This is a genomic window from Dongia sp., from assembly GCF_041906375.1.
In the GTDB taxonomy this organism is placed as follows: domain Bacteria; phylum Pseudomonadota; class Alphaproteobacteria; order Dongiales; family Dongiaceae; genus Dongia.
This window is the reverse complement of record NZ_JAYRJJ010000002.1, coordinates 910,699-926,844: the sequence shown is the minus strand read 5'-3', so window position 1 is coordinate 926,844 and position 16,146 is coordinate 910,699. Positions and strand designations below refer to the sequence as shown.

The following is a 16,146-nucleotide window of genomic DNA, read 5'->3' as shown; positions in this document are numbered from 1 at the left end:
GTAAATGTAGTGATCATCACTATCGGTCGCGGCCCGCCACGCCTCCCGCCCTGACGGGCTTCGGGTGGCAGTCGCCAAACCGGCACCTCGACCGAACATACCGAGACTTTGCCATTGGGCATGGATACCGCGTAGGTTTATGCCATGGCCAAAGTTGGGGCAGCCATGAGACGACGACATTTCCTGCTGGGCGCGGCGACAGCCTTTGCCTTGGGCCGACCGTATGTCGTGCGGGCCGAGGAGAAGCTGCTGCGCATCGCCTATCCCGACAAATCGCCGCCCAGCTCCTGGGAAGATGACGATCGACACATGCGCGGCGTGATGGTCGACCTGATGGCCGAGGTGGCGAAGATCGCCGGCTATCGGTTCCAACCCATCGCCCGCCCGCTGCCGCGGGTCCAGATCGACGTCGAGAATGGCGAGGCTGATGGCATGTGCCTCGTCGTGACACCGGCACGGCAGAAATACGCGCTGGCTGCCGGCGAAGCGCTCACCACCGGCCCCATCACCCTGTTCGTGCGCCGCGACAACCCGGCGCTCCCACGCCTGCAGGCGGTGCGCTCGCTTGATGATCTCGCGCGCGCCGACGTCACGGTGATCGGCATCACCGGCAATGGCTGGGTGAAGAAGAATATCGAAGAGCGCGGCATCCGCACCCGCCATGCCAGCGGCACCATCGGCACCGTGCGCATGCTGATCGGTCGGCGCGGCGACGTGGTGGCCGACATGTCGTCGCAGATCAATTGGATTCTGAAGAATGTCGAGGGTGCTGCCGACATCGTCGAACTGCCGACCGTGATCGAGCAAATAGACTGGCACCTGCAGATCAGCCGGAAATCGCCTTTTGTCGACGATCTGCCGGCAATGACCGCCGCGATCAAGGAACTCAAAGCCTCGCCGCTCTATGAGTCGATCCTGAAGAAATACGGGATGAAGGTCTGAGGCCGCTCAGCGCGTGCCGGCCTACTTACGGATCTTTTCGATGATCGTCTGCATGAGTGTGGGCTTCTTGCCCCAGACGACGCGTTCGGGGATGGGTTCGCGGGTGGCACCACCGATTAGATTTCCTCGGGCGAGCCTTTCACGCATGTTGCTGACGATGCGGGCAACGTCTTCGGAGGCAATAGTCTCTTCGAGTTTTTCCGTGGTCTCGCTGAGGCCGAGTTCCTGTTCGCTGATCGCCATCTCGGAAGCGGCGGCGACGATGCGCTCCGAAATCTGCCGCGGCGACACGGCGGCGCCGTGCAGCACGGCGTACTGGCCGGCTTCCGGCTTGGTGACGATGCCCGTGTCGGTGGCGTCCATCAGCACTTCACCGATCTTCTGGTCGAGCTCGGCGCGGCGTTCCTCGGTCATGCCGGCAGCATTGCGACCGGCAACCGCCTTCGACTGGAAGAGCGTCATGTCGAGCTGGCCGCCGGCCTTTCTGGCGGCACTGGTCGCCAGCTGGCTGAACTCATCGCCGCTGGCCAGTGGATCGCTGTCGACAACATGGGCAAGCGGCGCGTAGCCGCGGGCATTGGTGGCGGACAGCATCATCCACCAGGTCTTGGCGCGGCTGCCGTTGCGGGCGTCGAGCTCGAACACCTTCTCGCCGATGATGGGCGTGTGGATGCGCGCCGTTGCGGTGGTGGTGCCGGATTGCAGCAGGAGCTTCGCCATGAAGCGCAGAAACAGCAGGCGGTCCTCCTGCGCCACGAAATTGATCAGATGCTCGCCCACCAGCCCGCGCAAGGGCGTGCCCAGATGCTGGCCGAAATTGCCACGCGCCTCATGAATCGTGGTCGCCTGGTCGACCAGAAAAGACATGTCCCAGCTATCGGCCATCTTCATCCTGTATTTCCGGGCGCCATCCAGCCCGGGTTGTCCCGTGAGGTTCCCGTTTATTAAGGGAAGATGAACGATCCCGGCCGCCGACGCCATCGGCTCATGGCCGGCAGACTCACCCCTTCGTGGTACATCCCGCAGTTATTGCGCGCAAGCGCCGGTATCCAGGACGAAATCGAGCCCGGCCGGCATGGATCGGCGCAGGATAGCGGTGATTTCCGCCACCAGTTCCGGCCTGCCATCGGCCCCGTCGCGATCGAGGATGACATAGACGAGGCGCTGGGCGGATGTGTCATCGTCGGCGCGCAACTGTTTTTCCGCATCGCGCAGGCGGGTCAGCAGTTTCCGGGCGAAGGCGGCAGGCAGCGCATCGTCAGCGGTGAGCCGGATCGTCTTCACTTCGCACAGGATGCGCCGGAAGCCCTGGCGCGCAATGAGGTCCGGCGATTTGGCGAGCATCGTCGGCGCCGAAAAGGCGATCTCCTCGCAGCCTTGCCGTTGCAGATACTGAAAGGCCCGCGCCTCATGCAGCAGGTCGCGTGCCTGCGGCCAGCCACGGGCGGGCTGCCGTTGGTCGACCTGGCCGAGGATGTTCTGCTTCAGCCTTTGCCACGTCGCCTCCGACAGATCTGCGACCGGTGCCAGATCGCGCTGCACCCCGGCCGCCAGGCTTTCGATATGCCGCCGCCATGCCTTGCGGTATTTCGGCGCGATGGCGGCGAGAAGATCCTCCAACCGCGTTTCAGCTTCCATAGCCGAGCTTCAGCGCATGATTGGCGATGTCGCGCGGCCAAGCGGCGATGCGATGCTCGAAGGTCGCGCGGTCGTCGGCATAGAGCGCGCGGATCGCCTCTTCGAAATGCGCGAGATTGCCGGCCATCGCAGACATGAAATGATAGGCGGCATCCTGCGCCGCGCGCCGGCTGGCCTTGCCGCCATCACGCTTGCGCGCCTCCTCGACCAGCTTGCGCAAGGTGACGGAAGCGCCGCCCGGCTGCGCGGCCAGCCAATCCCATTGCCGGGGCAGCAAGGTCACCTCGCGCGCGATGACGCCGAGCTTGGGCCGCCCGCGACCCCGTGCTTCGGATTCAGTCCGGGCTGCGGTTTCTGGCGGGGCGGCATAGCGCGCCTCCACTTCGGCAAGATTGCCGCGCGTGTCGAGGTCGATCGCCTTCCCCGTCGCATCGTCATAGATCAGGATCGGCCCGGGATTTCCGGCATCCTCGGCGGCTTTCACGGCCAGTGCGATTTCGCTAAGCGGCCCGCTCGCCACGCGCGCCGTGCCGGCAAAGGCGGTAAAAGTCGCGGTGTTCTCTACGTTCATGGTGACCCTCGGTGGATGAGGGTCGATTTATACCCGGGTAATATGGCATTGTCAATATTACCCGGGCGAAATAACCGATCAGGCCCGCTCGCTGTCGAGCTGTGCCATCTGCGCGGCGGCGTAGCGCTCGCCGGCGGCAGCGCCTTTCGGCACCGCGCGCTCGATGGCGGCGAGATCCTCCTTGCTCAGGCTCACCAGCAACGCACCCAGGGCCTCGTCCAAGCGGTCGCGGCGGCGGGCGCCGATCAGCGGCACGATGTCGGTCCCCTGCGCCGCCACCCAGGCGATGGCGATCTGTGCCACGGTCACGTTCTTCTCCACAGCGATCTTGCGCAGGGCGTCGACGAGGGCGAGGTTGCGGGCGACATTCTCGCCCAGGAAGCGCGGCGCATGCGCCCGGAAATCGCCGGGACCGTTCAGTGCATCCTTCTGCCAATGCCCGCTGATGAGCCCGCGCGACAGCACGCCATACGCGGTGATGCCGATGCCGAGCTCGCGGCAGGTGGCAAGGATTCTGTCTTCGACGCTCCGCGAGATCAACGAGTATTCGATCTGCAGATCGACGATCGGGTGAATTGCGGCCGCGCGGCGGATCGTCTCCGGCCCCATCTCGGAAAGGCCGATATGGCGCACATAACCTGCCTTCACCATGTCGGCGATGGCGCCGATCGTCTCCTCGATCGGCACGTCCGGATCGAGGCGCGAGGGGCGATAGATGTCGATGTGATCAAGGCCGAGCCGCGTCAGCGAATAGATGAGGAAGTTCTTCACCGCCTTTGGGCGCGCATCATAGCCCGACCAGCCGCCGGCCGGATCGCGCAAGGCGCCGAACTTCACGCTTACGATGGCTTGGTCGCGCCTGGACGTCCCGCGCAAAGCTTCGCCGATCAGCATCTCGTTATGGCCCATGCCGTAGAAGTCGCCGGTATCGAGCAGGGTGATGCCGGCCTCGAGGGCGGCGTGGATGGTGGCGATGCCCTCGGCCCGGTCGCTGGGCCCGTACATGCCCGACATGCCCATGCAGCCCAGGCCCAAGGCCGAGACATTGATGCCGTTGGCGGAACTTCCTAAGCGGCGCTGTTCCATGATCGTCTTCCTCGTGGTTTGGGATCGTGATGGGGCAAAGATAGAAGCTGGGCCGCTATGCGATAATCCCGTACAATCGGAACACCCTGTTCGGATTTAAGAACAATGCGCGATCCCGACCTCGCCGATCTCGATGCCTTCCGCGCGGTGGCCGAAAGCCGCTCCTTCCGCCGCGCCGCGGCTTTGCGCAATGTCTCCGCCTCGAGCCTCAGTGCTGCCCTGCAGCGCCTGGAGGCGCAGCTGGGTCTCCGCCTCCTCAACCGCACGACACGCAGCGTGACGCCGACCGAGGCTGGGCAGCGTCTCCTCGACCGCTTACGCCCGGCCTTGGGTGAAATCGGCGCTGCACTCGATGCCATCAACGATTTCCGCGCGACACCCACCGGGACCTTGCGCCTCGACGTGCCGCATATCGTGGCGCGGCATGTGCTGCCCGGCATCGCGATACCTTTTCTCAAGGCGCATCCGGGCATCACGCTGGAAATCCGCGCCAATGATACCTTCATCGACGTTCTGGCGGCGGGCTTCGATGCCGGCATCCGCTATGATGAATCGCTGGAACGGGACATGATCCGGCTGCCCATCGGCCCGCGCCGGCAGCGTTTCGTGCTCGCGGCTTCGCCAGGCTATCTGGCGCGCGCCGGAACCCCGCGCCACCCGGACGATCTGTTGCGCCATGCCTGCATCCGCCATCGCTTTGCCAGCGGCAATATCCTGCAATGGGAATTCGAGAAGGGGCACAAGACCGTCAAGCTGAAGGTCGCCGGCCCCCTGATCGCCAGCACGGCGGATCTCGCGGTAAATGTCGCCATCGGCGGCCTCGGCTTCGTCTATACTTTCGAGGAATACCTGGCCCCGGCCCTCAAGGCCGGCAGCCTTACCGGCGTGCTGCCCGATTGGTGGGCCGAATTCTCCGGCCCCTATCTCTATTACCCCAGCCGCAATCTGATGCCCGCCCCCTTGCGCGCCTTCGTCGATTTCGTGAAGGCGCTGGCGGCCGGTTCAAACGCCGCCACCGATCTGTGACCCGCATCACAGACGGCCTGGCGCCTCGAGGATATGGTTTTTCCCATGAAGCGGGGTCACCCAACCGTCCCCATCCCCGCTCCATATCGCGGGCGCCCGGTGCCATCCCCACCAGGCGCCCGCAACATTTTTGGGGCCATGATCGTGCCGATCATGATTCCGGCCGGGCCTCGATATTGAGAAGGCTGGGCGCAAAATCGCCCCTTTCCAACACGCGCAGGCAGGCATCCACGACCTGCGGATCGAGCTTGCTGCCCTTGAGGCGCAGAATCTCCTGGCTAGCCTGGTCGAGACCCAGAGCCGGACGATAGGGGCGGTCCGAGGACATCGATTCGACGATATCGGCCACCGTCATGATGCGGGCTTCCAAGCCGATTGCATCGCCTCGAAGACCCAGCGGATAGCCGCTGCCGTCGAGCGCTTCGTGATGCTGGCGCACGATGTCGGCGACCGGCCAGGGGAAGTCGATCCCTTTGAGGAGATTGTAGCCCACCTCCGGATGTTGCTTGACGATGGCGAACTCGACCGCGTTGAGGCGGCTGGGCTTGGTGAGAATTTCAGCGGGCACACGAATCTTGCCGATATCGTGGACAATGCCCGCCAGATGCAGCGCCTTGAGCCTTTCCGGACGGAGGCCCAATTCGCGGCCGATGGCCACCGCCAGAGCGGCAACGGCGCGCTGGTGGCCCGCAGTATAGGGATCGCGCTGTTCCAGCATGGCGGCGACGGTCGCCAATGCGTCTTCCAGAGCGTGTTCCAGTTTCTCGGCTTGCTGCGCGCGATCCAGCAGGGCCTGCTCATGGGCGGCGCGCACGCGCCGGGCTTGCACCGCGAAGGCGATGTTGTCGGCCAGCTCCTCGAACAGCGCGATCTCGCGCGCGGCAAAGACGTCGAAATCGTTGCCGTAAATGACCAGCGCGCCGGCGGCGCGATTGTCGATGCGGATCGGAACAGAAATAGAGGCGCGGATGCCGGCCTGACGCGCGCGTTCAAGCCAGGGCCCAAAAGTTTCTTCTTCTATGAGCTTGTTGTGGACCTCGGTCCGGTTGAAGCGGATGCTTTTCCCTGTCGGCCCGCGACCATTGGCATTGTCGCCCCAGGAAGTCTTGAGGCCGTCGAGATAGGCCTTGGCGATGCCATGGCCGGCAACGATGCGGACACTTTGTGCCGCGTCATCCTCGGCCCAGCCGATCCAGGCCAGGGAATAGCGATTGTCGGCGGTGACGGCCTCGCAGATATGGCCAAGAAAACTCCCTTCGTCATCATCCGACACCATCGCTTTGTTGGCGCGGCTGATGGCCTCCAGCGCCCAATGCTGGCGCAGCACCTCTTCCTGCGACCGCTTCTTCTCGGTCATGTCACGATAAATCAGGACGACGCCTTCGACCTTTCCCCCCTTGTCGAATACCGGCGCCTTGGTAATGCGGATCCAGCGCGTTTCGCCATCGCGGACCCAGGTCGCGTCGCGCGTCTGTATGCGTCCCGACGCCATCACCTCAAGATCATTGCGCCGGTATTCTTCGGCCTGGGCGCGGGGCAGGAAGTCCGCCTCCGTCCTGCCGACCAGTGCTTCCTTGGCAACGGCCAGGTCGCGGGCATAGGCTTCGTTGGCGAATACGATGACCGATTGTGTGTCCTTGAAGACGATGCTGTGCGGCAGATGATCGATCGCCGCCTGCAGCCCATCGACCCCCACCTTTGCGAATTTCTCAAGCGGGACGCTCATTCCGCGGCTTTCCTTGTCGTTTTGAACTGGTAGCCCGCGTTCTCCAGCAAATCGACACAGGCCGCCACGACATCGGGATCGTATTTGCTGCCGCTGCCGGATCTAAGTTCGGCAAGCGCATAGGCGCGGTCACGGGAACGGCGGAATGGTCGGTGCGATAGCATCGCCTCGACGCTGTCGGCAACCCGGATGATGCGCGCCTCCAGCAGGATCTGGTCGCCCGTCAGGCCGCGGGGATAGCCGCTGCCATCGAAATTTTCGTGATGCTGATGCACCATCTCGGCGATCGGCCAGGGAAATTTGATGTCGCCCAGAATCTGAGCGCCGGCTTCGGCATGCATCTTGACCAGCGCAAATTCCTCCGGCGACAGCCGATATGGCCGCATCAGGATTTCCGATGGCGTCTGGATCTGCCCGATGTCGTGCACCATGGCCGCCAATCCCAGGCCTTCAAGTCGCTCTGGATCGAGTGCCATCTTGCGGCCGATCGCGAGGCTGAGATCAGCGACGCGATCCTCATGGCTGGCCGTGCTGAGGTCGCGGTGCATCATGGCGGCTGACAAGGCACGAATGGCCTGTTCCAGGGACTCCTTGAGGCTCGCATTCTTTTCGGCCTGCCGCGCCTCGGCCAGCTTGCGGTCGCGGATATCGCGCATGAAGACGATGATGGCGCCTTTTCCCTCCGGGGAATGTACCGCAACGATCTCGACCGGAAGCGACGAGCCATCCTTACGGCGATGCGCCGTCTCGAAGATGATCTTGCCTTTCACCACGATATCGCGCAGGCCCGCGGCGATCTGTTCGTCGGTCATCTCGCTGTTGCGTTCGCGGATCGGCATGCCGATCAGTTCGTCGCGGCTGTAGCCGGACCAGCGGACATAAGCGTCGCTCACATCAACGATGCGCCCCTGAAGGTCCAGCTTCAGGATGCTGTCGGTCGTGGCTGTGATGGCGCCGGCGCGGAACGCTTCCTCCTCCAGGCGGGCTTTGCGGCTGAACGTCTTTTCCAGTTCGGTTTCTGCGCGTGCGGCGCGGATGTCGGTCTGGATCTTGATCACGATTCCGAAGATCAGCGCCGAGAGCGCTTGCACCAGAAAGAGACTGAGGCCGTCATGGCGGAAGATCAGCAGGCCCTCGGTCCAGGTGCCGATCAGCAGCAGAGCCGCCGCCTCGCCGAAACCCACCACGCCGCCACAGACGAACAAGGTGCCGAAGCCGATACTCTGCAGCGGCTTGCCGCGTTGCATGATGCGGATGGCGCCCCAGCACAGCAAAAGGTCTCCGACAATGCCGACCAGGTCGGCGCCCAGAGCTCTGCCGCCGATGATGACGCGCATGGCCATTTCAGCCAGCATGGCGAGAAAGCCCACGGCAAAACCACCGAACATGGTGGCCAGGGCGATGGCCGCGCCGCGCTGGTCCAGCACGACGTTGATATCTGCATGGCCGTGCGGCCCGACGGTCGCGCCAGGGCTGTGAAAATAGATTGTGGCCGGACCGAAAAGGACGAGCAGGATGTTGCGCACCAAAGTCTGGTGTCGTCGCTTGACCAGATAGCCCGCCGCAAGATCAGCCGATAGGAAAATAAGAAGAAAGATGAGGGCGGATCCGCCGGAATTTAGGATTGAAAGAACAGCGTTCAATCTAATCGGTCCCAATTCCCAGACTGTTTTGATAACATATCCTGATGGGATAAACGGATGCTTAACACCATCCTCCTTTCAAACAGAGCCAGCAACCGCCAATTGTTTTTTAGAGTGGAGCATCAGAAATGTCGGACGCTTTTCCCTTCACGCTATCCGACGCCGAATGGCGCCAGCGCCTCAGCCCCGAGCAATACGCCGTCATGCGCGGCCACGGCACCGAGCGGCCGGGTTCCTGCGCGCTCAATTATGAAAAGCGCCACGGCAAGTTTACTTGCGCCGGCTGCGACCAGCCGCTGTTTGTCTCCGGCACGAAATTCGAAAGCGGCACCGGCTGGCCGAGCTTCAATGATCCCGTACCGGGCTCGGTCGAGACGACTGTCGACCGCAGCCATTTCATGGTCCGCACCGAAGTGCATTGCGCGACCTGCGGCAGCCATCTCGGCCACGTCTTCGACGATGGCCCGCCGCCCACCCATCAGCGCTACTGCATCAACGGTGTCGCGATGAACTTCACCGCTGATGAGTCTGGGCCGGACGAAGCCTAGAAGCTGATCTCCGCCATCGTGGCGCGGTGATCGGACGGCCAGGGTGTGACGACGATGTCCGCCTCCGGTGATTTCTCGCCGACGATGCCGGCTTTGAGCACCTTCAATTCCTTGGCGCGGGCGAAGGCGAAGTCGATGCGGTCGTGGTGATCCTCAGGGTCGGTCGGTTCCGATGTCGGCGTCCAGGTATAAGCCGGCTTGGCGACCGGGTCTGGGAAAGCCGCGCGGAAGGTATCGGTGAAGCCCGCTTCTTCGATCGCCGCCGTGGTCGGGAACCGCACCGGGACCGGGTTGTGGCCGGCCTTCACCGTCTCCGCTGTCCAGTCGCGGAACGACGGCTCATTGAAATCGCCGAAGATGAAGGCGGCATCGGCGCCCTCGGCGGCCTTGAGATCCTCGAACAGCAGCTTCAAGGCAGGTCCCCGCGTGTCGCTCGCGAACTTCACCGCCTCGGCCTCGGTCTTGATGAAGGGGAAGGCGCCGTATTCGATATTGAGGAGCTGATAGGGCTGGTAGGGTGAATCGTCGAGATGGATATTGAAGGCCCAGACCTTGCGCCCATCCACATCGATCGGCACGCCGAGATCGTTGGGCGTCGCCTGCCCGATCGGATAGCGGCTGATGACGGCATTGGCCCATAGTGCGTCATTGACCTTGGTCTGGTCGTAATAGTGATAGCCCAGCGCATCGGCGATGGCCTTGGCGACGCTGGTGCCCGCCGGCGGGCAGACATCGGCCGTGCAGGGGTCGGCCTCGAGCCGTGTTTCCTGGATGCCGATGATGTCGGCCCCGGCCGCCTTGATCGCCGCCACGGTCTCGTCAACCGGCTTCTGCGCGTTGCCGCCGCCGCCCCACACATTGAAGCTCATGATGGTGAGTCTGGTTTCGGCCAAGGCCGGCGTCGACAAGGCGGGCAAGGTCGAAAGCAGGGCCAAACCGGCCAGCAGGCTGGGCAGAGACGAACGGCGCATGAAAGTTCCCCCGGATGACAAGTTGAATGAACAGCCAATCAATATCAGAGCGATGTTGCAATTCTCGGTCGCTCGGCTGCCTCTGTCCAGGGAAGTAAAGTTAACGCCGCCGGCTAAATTACGCAGCGGCGCTACGGAGCATGGGAACGAAACCGGGCAAGGCTTCAATGCGCTTCAGCCAGGCCTGGATGTGCGGATAGGGAGCGAGCTCGATGCCGCCCTCGGGCGCCAAGGCGGTGTAGGTGTAGAGCGCGATATCGGCGATGGTCGGTGTCGCACCGACAAGGAAGGGGTTCTGCCCCAGATGCGCGTTCATCACCGCGAAGAGGGCGCGTGCGGTTTCCTGCGCCTTGGCGAGATCAATCGGTCGCTTGAACAGCAAGCCGACGCGTGCCAAAGCCGGGCCGGAAGCGAGCGGACCAGCGGCCACCGACAGCCATTGCTGCACCTTCGCCGCGGCGACCGGCTCGCGCGGCAACCAGGTTCCGCCCGCATCGTAACGGCCGGCCAGATAGACCAGGATCGCATTGCTGTCATGAAGGGTGACGTCGCCATCCTCAATCACCGGCACCTGCCCGAACGGGTTCTTGGCCAGGAAATCCGGCTGCTTCTGGGCCCCCTTGGTAAGGTCGACATCGATCAGGGTGACAGGCAGGCCCAGCAGCGACAGGAACAGTTCCACCCGATGGGCATGGCCCGAGCGGGGGAAACGATAGAGGCGGATCGGCTGGCTGGGCTTGGTCATCAATATCTCCGCGGCTGGGAATCGGGCTGGCAAGAACGACGAGAGGATATCCAATGCCACAACCCGATATAAAGAGAAGATCTTGCAGCTTGTTCAGCCTTTGCCGCGTAGCCGCGCCCGCCCGCCATCGACGCCGATGACCTGCCCGGTAATCCAGCCGGCCTCCGGCGACAACAGCAGCGCGCCCAAAGCCGCCACGTCGTCGGCTTCCCCCAGGCGCTGCAACGGGTGCAAAGCGGCGATTGCCTGCGCCATCTGCGCATTGGCGAGCAGGGACCCGGCAAGCGGGGTCCGGGTCAGCGAGGGCGCTATGCAATTGACACGGATGGCTGGCGCCAGTTCCGCCGCCAGCGAGACAGTGAGCCCTTCGACCGCGCCCTTGGCCATGGCGATCGCTGCATGGTTGGGAAAACCCTGTGCCACCGCGACACTGGAGAAGAGCAGCACGGCCGCATTTTCAGCAGCCTTGAGGCGCGGCAAGGCGGCCTGCACCGCCAGCGCCGCGCCCAGCGCATTCAGGCGGTATTCGGCCAGCATGTCGTCGGCAGATAGACGGGCCAGCGGCTTCAGGTTGATCGATCCCACGGCATAGGCAAGGCCATCGATCGGCCCGTCTATGGCGTCCACGGCTTGCCGGATTGCCGCCGGATCGGTGGCGTCGCAGACGGCGTAACCAGCACCGAGAGCTTCCGCGACCGCCGCAAGCCTGGCGCCGTCCCGCGCCAATAGGTGCAATCTGCGCCCCGACGCCGCCAGCCGCCGCGCCAAGGCCGCGCCGATTCCGCCGCTGCCGCCGAAAATGACCGTGACACCTTGCATGCAATCCGCCGTTCCAAAGTCTATTGCTACGGAAGGGTTACGTTGGCGGCAGGGGCGCAGTTCACAGCCTTGCCTGGTCCTGATGCTTTTGCGAGCATGACGGGACTCGACCGTGCGGAGAGCGCCGATGATCTCGCGTCGATTGATCCTGGTTTCCCTGATCGGCCTCACCGCCTGCGTCGCTGCTGACGACCCGCCGCCGATCGCGGCTGCCGCCGCCGGGCAATACCGGCTGGATTACAGCGGTATCTATGGCGTCGGCCGGGTCGACCTCCTGTTGCGGGACGGAAAGGTGAGCGGCCTCAATCCGGCGGCGGGAGCGGTCAGCTATCGCGGCTTCTATCGCCGGGATCAGAGCGGACAATGGGTCTGGCTCGACCTCATCGCCCATCTGCCGCCGGTCAAGCAGCAGCTGGCCGGCACTGCAATCGTCGGCACGGCGCGGGATGTGCTGGTCAGTTTCGCACTGCCGGCGGATCTGCCGCTTAAGGGCCGCTGGCCGGTCCGGCTGGAGACGCAGATAGGCCCGGTCAGCGGCACCGTGACACGGTTGGAATGACCCAGTTTATGCTGCGCAACAAACGAGTCGGATCAATCTCTTAGTCATAGCCGAGTGGCGTCGCCTTGCCGCGAAAGACACGATAGCTCAGCGCCGAATAGGCGATGATGGCCGGCAGCACGATGATGGCGCCGAACAGGATGACGAGCAGACTCTCCGGCGCGCTTGCCGCCTCGAACAAGGTCAGGCGGTCGGGCACGACGTAAGGGTAGAAGGAATAGGCGAGCCCCGCGAAGGCCAGGGCGAACAGGCCCGTGACGGCGATATAGGGCAGGCGGCACCAGCGGTCGGCAGCGTCGGGCAGATTGCGCAGCAGGACGGCAAGACCCAGGAAGATCACCGCCGACCCGACGGGCAAGGGTGCCAGCAACAGGATGGCGGGGCCGCCGAACCATTTCTCGAAGATGCGCGGGCTGACCAGCGGCGAGGCGATGGAAATGGCCGCCATGCCGATCCCGGCAAAGATCAGGCAGCGCCGGGCCCAGACGATCGCGCGGCGCTGCAGCGGACCGTCGGTCTTGATGATGAGCCAAGCCGCTCCCACCAGCATATAACCGGCCACCAGGCAGATGGCGGTGAGAAGGCCGAACGAAACGGCCAGCACATCCTGCCGCAGTCCCATCACATAGACGCCCAGCATATAGCCCTGGGTGAGCGCCGTGAGCAGCGAGCCGCCGATGAACACCTGGCTCCAGCGGCGTTTGGCAACGCCGTCGGCCTTGGCGCGGAATTCAAAGGCGACGCCGCGCAGGATGAGGCCGATCAGCATCAGGACGACCGGCAGATAGAGGGCTGTGAGTATGATGCCGTGGGCGACGGGAAAGGCCACCAGCAGCAGGCCCACCGCCAGCACCAGCCAGGTTTCGTTGGCGTCCCAGAACGGGCCGATCGACGCCATCATGCGGTCCTGCTCGGCCTCGTTGCCGAGCGCGAACAGCATGCCGATGCCGAGGTCGAATCCGTCGAGCACGACATAGATGAGGATGGAAAGGCCCATCAGTCCGGCAAAGGCCAAAGGCAGCCAGATCGCGGGGTCGCCGAAGAGGGTCAGCATGATGTCACTCCGCCGCTGCGAATGTGCCGGCGCGCGCCGGCGTTTCGGCCGGCGGCTTCTGTCCCTTGGCCGCCTTGTGCGCCAGCTTGGTGATGACGCCGATATAGGCGACGATGAGGGCCGCATAGACGATGAGATAGAGCGTGAGGCTGAGGCCGATCATCGGTGCCGGGACGCTGCTCGCCGCGTCCGCCGTGCGCAGCACGCCCGCGACCAGGTAAGGCTGGCGGCCGATCTCGGTCACATACCAGCCGGCGAGCGTCGCCACCCAACCGGAAAAGGTCATGCCGATCAGCACGCGCTGCAAGAGGCGCGGCAGCTCGCCCTTGCGCCACAGATAGAAACTCGCCGCCCAGGAGACCGCCAGCATCAGCAGGCCAAGCCCCACCATGATGCGGAAGGCGAAGAAGACCGGCGCCACCGGCGGGTGTTCGCCGGCATAATCGTTGAGCCCCGGCACGATGCCATCGGGCGCATGGCGCAGGATCAGGCTGGCGCCGTCCGGAATGCCGATCTCGAAATGGTTCTCGCGTGTTTTCTCGTCCGGCCAGGCGAAGAGCAGCAGCGGCACATTGCTGCTGGTCTGCCAATTGCCTTCCATCGCCGCGACTTTCTGCGGCTGATGTTCCAGCGTATTGAGGCCGTGAAGATCGCCGGCCGCGATCTGCAGCGGAATGAGAATGGCGGCGAGATAGATTCCGGTCTTCAAGCCTGCCTTGAGATCGTCCGAGCGTTCGCCCCAGAACCAGCGCAAGGCCGAAGTGCCGGCGATGAGGAAGCTTGCCGTCAAGCCCGAAGCCAGCAGCATATGGACGAAGCGATAGGGAAAGCTCGGGTTGAAGACGATGGCGATCCAGTCGACGGCATGCACAACGCCGTCCTTCAGGATGAAGCCGGCCGGCGTCTGCATCCAGGAATTCAGCGCCAGGATCCAGAAGGCCGACAGGGTCGTGCCAAAGGCGACCAGAAAGGTGGCGGTGCTGTGCACCCAATTGGGCACGCGCTTGAAGCCGAACAGCATGATGCCGAGGAAGACGGCCTCGAGGAAGAAGGCGGTCAGCACTTCATAGGCCAGCAGCGGCCCTGCCACATTGCCGACCTTCTGCATATAGCCCGGCCAGTTGGTGCCGAACTGAAAGCTCATGGTGATGCCGGAAACGACGCCCATGGCAAAGCTGAGCGCGAAGATCTTGACCCAGAAGCGGTAGGCCAGCATCCAGCGCATATCACCCCTGCGCACGTCATCTGGCGCCTTGGCCTGCAGACCGTCATGGCGCAGTTTGAAATAGAGCAGCACCCAGCCCAGCGCCAACGTGATGCTGGGAAACAGGATGTGAAACGAGATGTTGGCGGCGAACTGCAACCGCGCCAGGATCACGGCGTCCATGATTTCGTCTCCTGCGGCCGACGGGGCCCCGCATGACCAGATCTGGAATCACTCTAATCAGCATGGGGGAAATGCCAACCGGCATTTGGCCGCATGTGACGCAATCGCCCACAATTCAATGCGGGATATCAGGCGGCCCGAAAATGTCGATCAGCGCCGACACGCCTCGCACCGCATGGGCGCCGAGATGGCACATGCCGACATTCGCCGTCTCCGCAAACTCCCCCGAGGCCAGGATCGGCACACCGATCTCCTTGGTCAGGTCCTGGAGACGGCTTGCCTGGTTGACGGCGGGTCCGATGACGGTGAAATCGAGCCGCGTGCCGGCACCGATATTGCCGAAGGCCACATTGCCGATGTGAAGGCCGACGCCGAAATCGATGGCCGCCCTTCCCTCGCCAAGCAAAGCTGCATTGAGTGCCTTCAGGTTGTTTCGGGACTGCAACGCAGCCTGATAGGCATTGCCGCAGACGGATTTTCGTTTCTGACCATTCGCGATTGGAAAGACCGCCAGCAACCCGTCGCCCATGAACTTCAAGATCTGCCCGTCATGGGCGGCGATGGCTTCGCCCAGCGTATCGAAATAGCGGTTGAGGAGAGAGATCATGGCACTCTCACCTATCTCTTCGCTCAAGCGCGTGAAACCGCGCAGATCCGCCACCAGGATCGCGGCGTCGATGGGTTCCACGGCACCGCGCTCAATCTGCCCGCCATAGACGCGCTCTCCCGCGATCTTGCCGACATAGGCGTCGAGCAGATTGAGCGCGATGATGCGCAAGGCGGCACGCTCGAGGATCGGCGTCATCAACCAGGCCACCCGGCGCAGCAATCCCAGTCCCTGCGCGTCACCGCCCAGATTGCCGAAGCCACCCGGCCGCCTTGTGGCGAAGGACATGGTGCAGGTGCGGCTGGTATCCTGGACCGGCAGCGGAAACAGGCAATAATCGGTGATGCCCTGCGCGGAAAGATCCTGCACCAGCGGCATGTCCGGGACGGGTTCGCCCGCGCGCCAGCGCCAGGGGCGGTTGGTCTGTTCGACGACATAAACGGGGCTTCTGAGATATTCGTCAAAGCCGTTGATGCTGGCGCGCGTCAGCTCCCGCTCCTCGATCTTGCCCTCGCGCCAATACATCGACCCGCCGGACAGTTCCGGGTGCAGCACCTCGATCCCGATGGAGATGCGCGTGAACGGCCCGATCCAATCGTTCAAACGCGCGCAGAAACCCGCGAACACATCGACCGTCGACAAGGCGCCGAGATTGTTGTCCGGTGTTCCGTCCCCGCGCTTGCCCGTATCGCCCAGCGCCGCCTCCAGCAGCCAGACGGAAAGGCGCCCGAATCCGTCCATATCGTTGGCGGGAAGTCGTGTCATGAGTGGGAGGATAGCCAGATTGCAGCGAAAGAACATCCCCTCACCCTCAGGGGGGAGGG

General features: G+C 63.7%; 16 protein-coding genes. 4 read left to right on the top strand and 12 right to left on the bottom strand.

The window, feature by feature from the left end; genetic code table 11:
- Positions 1-165: 165 nt before the first annotated feature.
- Positions 166-942 (top strand): substrate-binding periplasmic protein, encoded by a 777-nt coding sequence (locus ACE3OA_RS11220; protein WP_374310841.1) that lies wholly within the window; start codon positions 166-168, stop codon positions 940-942.
- Between the two features lie 21 nt (positions 943-963).
- Here ACE3OA_RS11220 and ACE3OA_RS11215 read toward each other — a convergent pair whose 3' ends face one another.
- The 4 genes from ACE3OA_RS11215 to ACE3OA_RS11200 form a co-directional block, all read right to left on the bottom strand.
- The gene (locus ACE3OA_RS11215) at positions 964-1,833 is read right to left on the bottom strand and encodes a hypothetical protein (RefSeq protein WP_374310840.1); all 870 of its coding nucleotides are present in this window, start codon (positions 1,831-1,833) and stop codon (positions 964-966) included.
- Positions 1,834-1,968: 135 nt separating this feature from the next.
- A complete protein-coding gene (locus ACE3OA_RS11210) occupies positions 1,969-2,580 on the bottom strand; it encodes a hypothetical protein (protein ID WP_374310839.1) in 612 nt (203 codons plus the stop codon).
- On the bottom strand, positions 2,570-3,151 hold the full coding sequence (locus ACE3OA_RS11205; protein ID WP_374310838.1) for a DUF2239 family protein: 582 nt from the start codon (positions 3,149-3,151) through the stop codon (positions 2,570-2,572). The genes ACE3OA_RS11210 and ACE3OA_RS11205 overlap by 11 nt, the downstream gene beginning before the upstream one ends.
- 78 nt (positions 3,152-3,229) lie before the next feature.
- A complete protein-coding gene (locus ACE3OA_RS11200) occupies positions 3,230-4,237 on the bottom strand; it encodes an aldo/keto reductase (RefSeq protein ID WP_374310837.1) in 1,008 nt (335 codons plus the stop codon).
- A gap of 105 nt (positions 4,238-4,342) precedes the next feature.
- On the opposite strand from ACE3OA_RS11200, the gene ACE3OA_RS11195 reads away from it, so the two are divergent.
- Positions 4,343-5,263 carry a LysR family transcriptional regulator gene (locus ACE3OA_RS11195; protein WP_374310836.1) on the top strand — a complete coding sequence of 307 codons (921 nt, stop codon included), beginning with the start codon at positions 4,343-4,345 and terminating at the stop codon, positions 5,261-5,263.
- 151 nt (positions 5,264-5,414) lie between these two features.
- Here ACE3OA_RS11195 and ACE3OA_RS11190 read toward each other — a convergent pair whose 3' ends face one another.
- On the bottom strand, positions 5,415-6,989 hold the full coding sequence (locus ACE3OA_RS11190) for an HD domain-containing phosphohydrolase (protein ID WP_374310835.1): 1,575 nt from the start codon (positions 6,987-6,989) through the stop codon (positions 5,415-5,417).
- Positions 6,986-8,632, bottom strand: a complete 1,647-nt coding sequence (locus tag ACE3OA_RS11185) for an HD domain-containing phosphohydrolase (protein WP_374310834.1) — start codon at positions 8,630-8,632, stop codon at positions 6,986-6,988. The genes ACE3OA_RS11190 and ACE3OA_RS11185 overlap by 4 nt, the downstream gene beginning before the upstream one ends.
- Before the next feature lie 128 nt (positions 8,633-8,760).
- On the opposite strand from ACE3OA_RS11185, the gene msrB reads away from it, so the two are divergent.
- Positions 8,761-9,180: a peptide-methionine (R)-S-oxide reductase MsrB gene (msrB, locus tag ACE3OA_RS11180; protein WP_374310833.1), complete on the top strand. Its 420-nt coding sequence runs from the start codon at positions 8,761-8,763 to the stop codon at positions 9,178-9,180.
- Here msrB and ACE3OA_RS11175 read toward each other — a convergent pair.
- The 3 genes from ACE3OA_RS11175 to ACE3OA_RS11165 all read right to left on the bottom strand — a co-directional run bounded on the left by ACE3OA_RS11175 (position 9,177) and on the right by ACE3OA_RS11165 (position 11,715).
- On the bottom strand, positions 9,177-10,151 hold the full coding sequence (locus ACE3OA_RS11175; protein ID WP_374310832.1) for an endonuclease/exonuclease/phosphatase family protein: 975 nt from the start codon (positions 10,149-10,151) through the stop codon (positions 9,177-9,179). The genes msrB and ACE3OA_RS11175 overlap by 4 nt on opposite strands.
- 118 nt (positions 10,152-10,269) lie before the next feature.
- A complete protein-coding gene (locus tag ACE3OA_RS11170; RefSeq protein ID WP_374310831.1) occupies positions 10,270-10,896 on the bottom strand; it encodes a glutathione S-transferase family protein in 627 nt (208 codons plus the stop codon).
- Between the two features lie 93 nt (positions 10,897-10,989).
- Entirely contained in the window at positions 10,990-11,715 is a 726-nt protein-coding gene (locus ACE3OA_RS11165) for an SDR family NAD(P)-dependent oxidoreductase (protein WP_374310830.1), read from the bottom strand.
- A 127-nt stretch (positions 11,716-11,842) separates the two neighbouring features.
- Between ACE3OA_RS11165 and ACE3OA_RS11160 the strand changes: the two genes are divergently transcribed.
- Positions 11,843-12,274, top strand: a complete 432-nt coding sequence (locus tag ACE3OA_RS11160) for a hypothetical protein (RefSeq protein WP_374310829.1) — start codon at positions 11,843-11,845, stop codon at positions 12,272-12,274.
- Between the two features lie 40 nt (positions 12,275-12,314).
- Here the strand turns inward: ACE3OA_RS11160 and ACE3OA_RS11155 are convergent, their stop codons facing one another.
- The 3 genes from ACE3OA_RS11155 to ACE3OA_RS11145 form a co-directional block, all read right to left on the bottom strand.
- Positions 12,315-13,328, bottom strand: a complete 1,014-nt coding sequence (locus ACE3OA_RS11155) for a cytochrome d ubiquinol oxidase subunit II (protein WP_374310828.1) — start codon at positions 13,326-13,328, stop codon at positions 12,315-12,317.
- Positions 13,329-13,332: 4 nt separating this feature from the next.
- On the bottom strand, positions 13,333-14,715 hold the full coding sequence (locus tag ACE3OA_RS11150; RefSeq protein WP_374310827.1) for a cytochrome ubiquinol oxidase subunit I: 1,383 nt from the start codon (positions 14,713-14,715) through the stop codon (positions 13,333-13,335).
- A gap of 115 nt (positions 14,716-14,830) precedes the next feature.
- The gene (locus ACE3OA_RS11145) at positions 14,831-16,087 is read right to left on the bottom strand and encodes an adenylate/guanylate cyclase domain-containing protein (protein WP_374310826.1); all 1,257 of its coding nucleotides are present in this window, start codon (positions 16,085-16,087) and stop codon (positions 14,831-14,833) included.
- Between the last annotated feature and the right edge of the window lie 59 nt (positions 16,088-16,146).

Bases quoted from the DNA above. Each gene is read 5' to 3' on its own strand.
- ACE3OA_RS11220 (WP_374310841.1), top strand. From the start codon at position 166: ATGAGACGACGACATTTCCTGCTGGGCGCGGCGACAGCCTTTGCCTTG.
- ACE3OA_RS11215 (WP_374310840.1), bottom strand. From the start codon at position 1,833: ATGAAGATGGCCGATAGCTGGGACATGTCTTTTCTGGTCGACCAGGCG.
- ACE3OA_RS11210 (WP_374310839.1), bottom strand. From the start codon at position 2,580: ATGGAAGCTGAAACGCGGTTGGAGGATCTTCTCGCCGCCATCGCGCCG.
- ACE3OA_RS11205 (WP_374310838.1), bottom strand. From the start codon at position 3,151: ATGAACGTAGAGAACACCGCGACTTTTACCGCCTTTGCCGGCACGGCG.
- ACE3OA_RS11200 (WP_374310837.1), bottom strand. From the start codon at position 4,237: ATGGAACAGCGCCGCTTAGGAAGTTCCGCCAACGGCATCAATGTCTCG.
- ACE3OA_RS11195 (WP_374310836.1), top strand. From the start codon at position 4,343: ATGCGCGATCCCGACCTCGCCGATCTCGATGCCTTCCGCGCGGTGGCC.
- ACE3OA_RS11190 (WP_374310835.1), bottom strand. From the start codon at position 6,989: ATGAGCGTCCCGCTTGAGAAATTCGCAAAGGTGGGGGTCGATGGGCTG.
- msrB (WP_374310833.1), top strand. From the start codon at position 8,761: ATGTCGGACGCTTTTCCCTTCACGCTATCCGACGCCGAATGGCGCCAG.
- ACE3OA_RS11175 (WP_374310832.1), bottom strand. From the start codon at position 10,151: ATGCGCCGTTCGTCTCTGCCCAGCCTGCTGGCCGGTTTGGCCCTGCTT.
- ACE3OA_RS11170 (WP_374310831.1), bottom strand. From the start codon at position 10,896: ATGACCAAGCCCAGCCAGCCGATCCGCCTCTATCGTTTCCCCCGCTCG.
- ACE3OA_RS11165 (WP_374310830.1), bottom strand. From the start codon at position 11,715: ATGCAAGGTGTCACGGTCATTTTCGGCGGCAGCGGCGGAATCGGCGCG.
- ACE3OA_RS11160 (WP_374310829.1), top strand. From the start codon at position 11,843: ATGATCTCGCGTCGATTGATCCTGGTTTCCCTGATCGGCCTCACCGCC.
- ACE3OA_RS11155 (WP_374310828.1), bottom strand. From the start codon at position 13,328: ATGCTGACCCTCTTCGGCGACCCCGCGATCTGGCTGCCTTTGGCCTTT.
- ACE3OA_RS11150 (WP_374310827.1), bottom strand. From the start codon at position 14,715: ATGGACGCCGTGATCCTGGCGCGGTTGCAGTTCGCCGCCAACATCTCG.
- ACE3OA_RS11145 (WP_374310826.1), bottom strand. From the start codon at position 16,087: ATGACACGACTTCCCGCCAACGATATGGACGGATTCGGGCGCCTTTCC.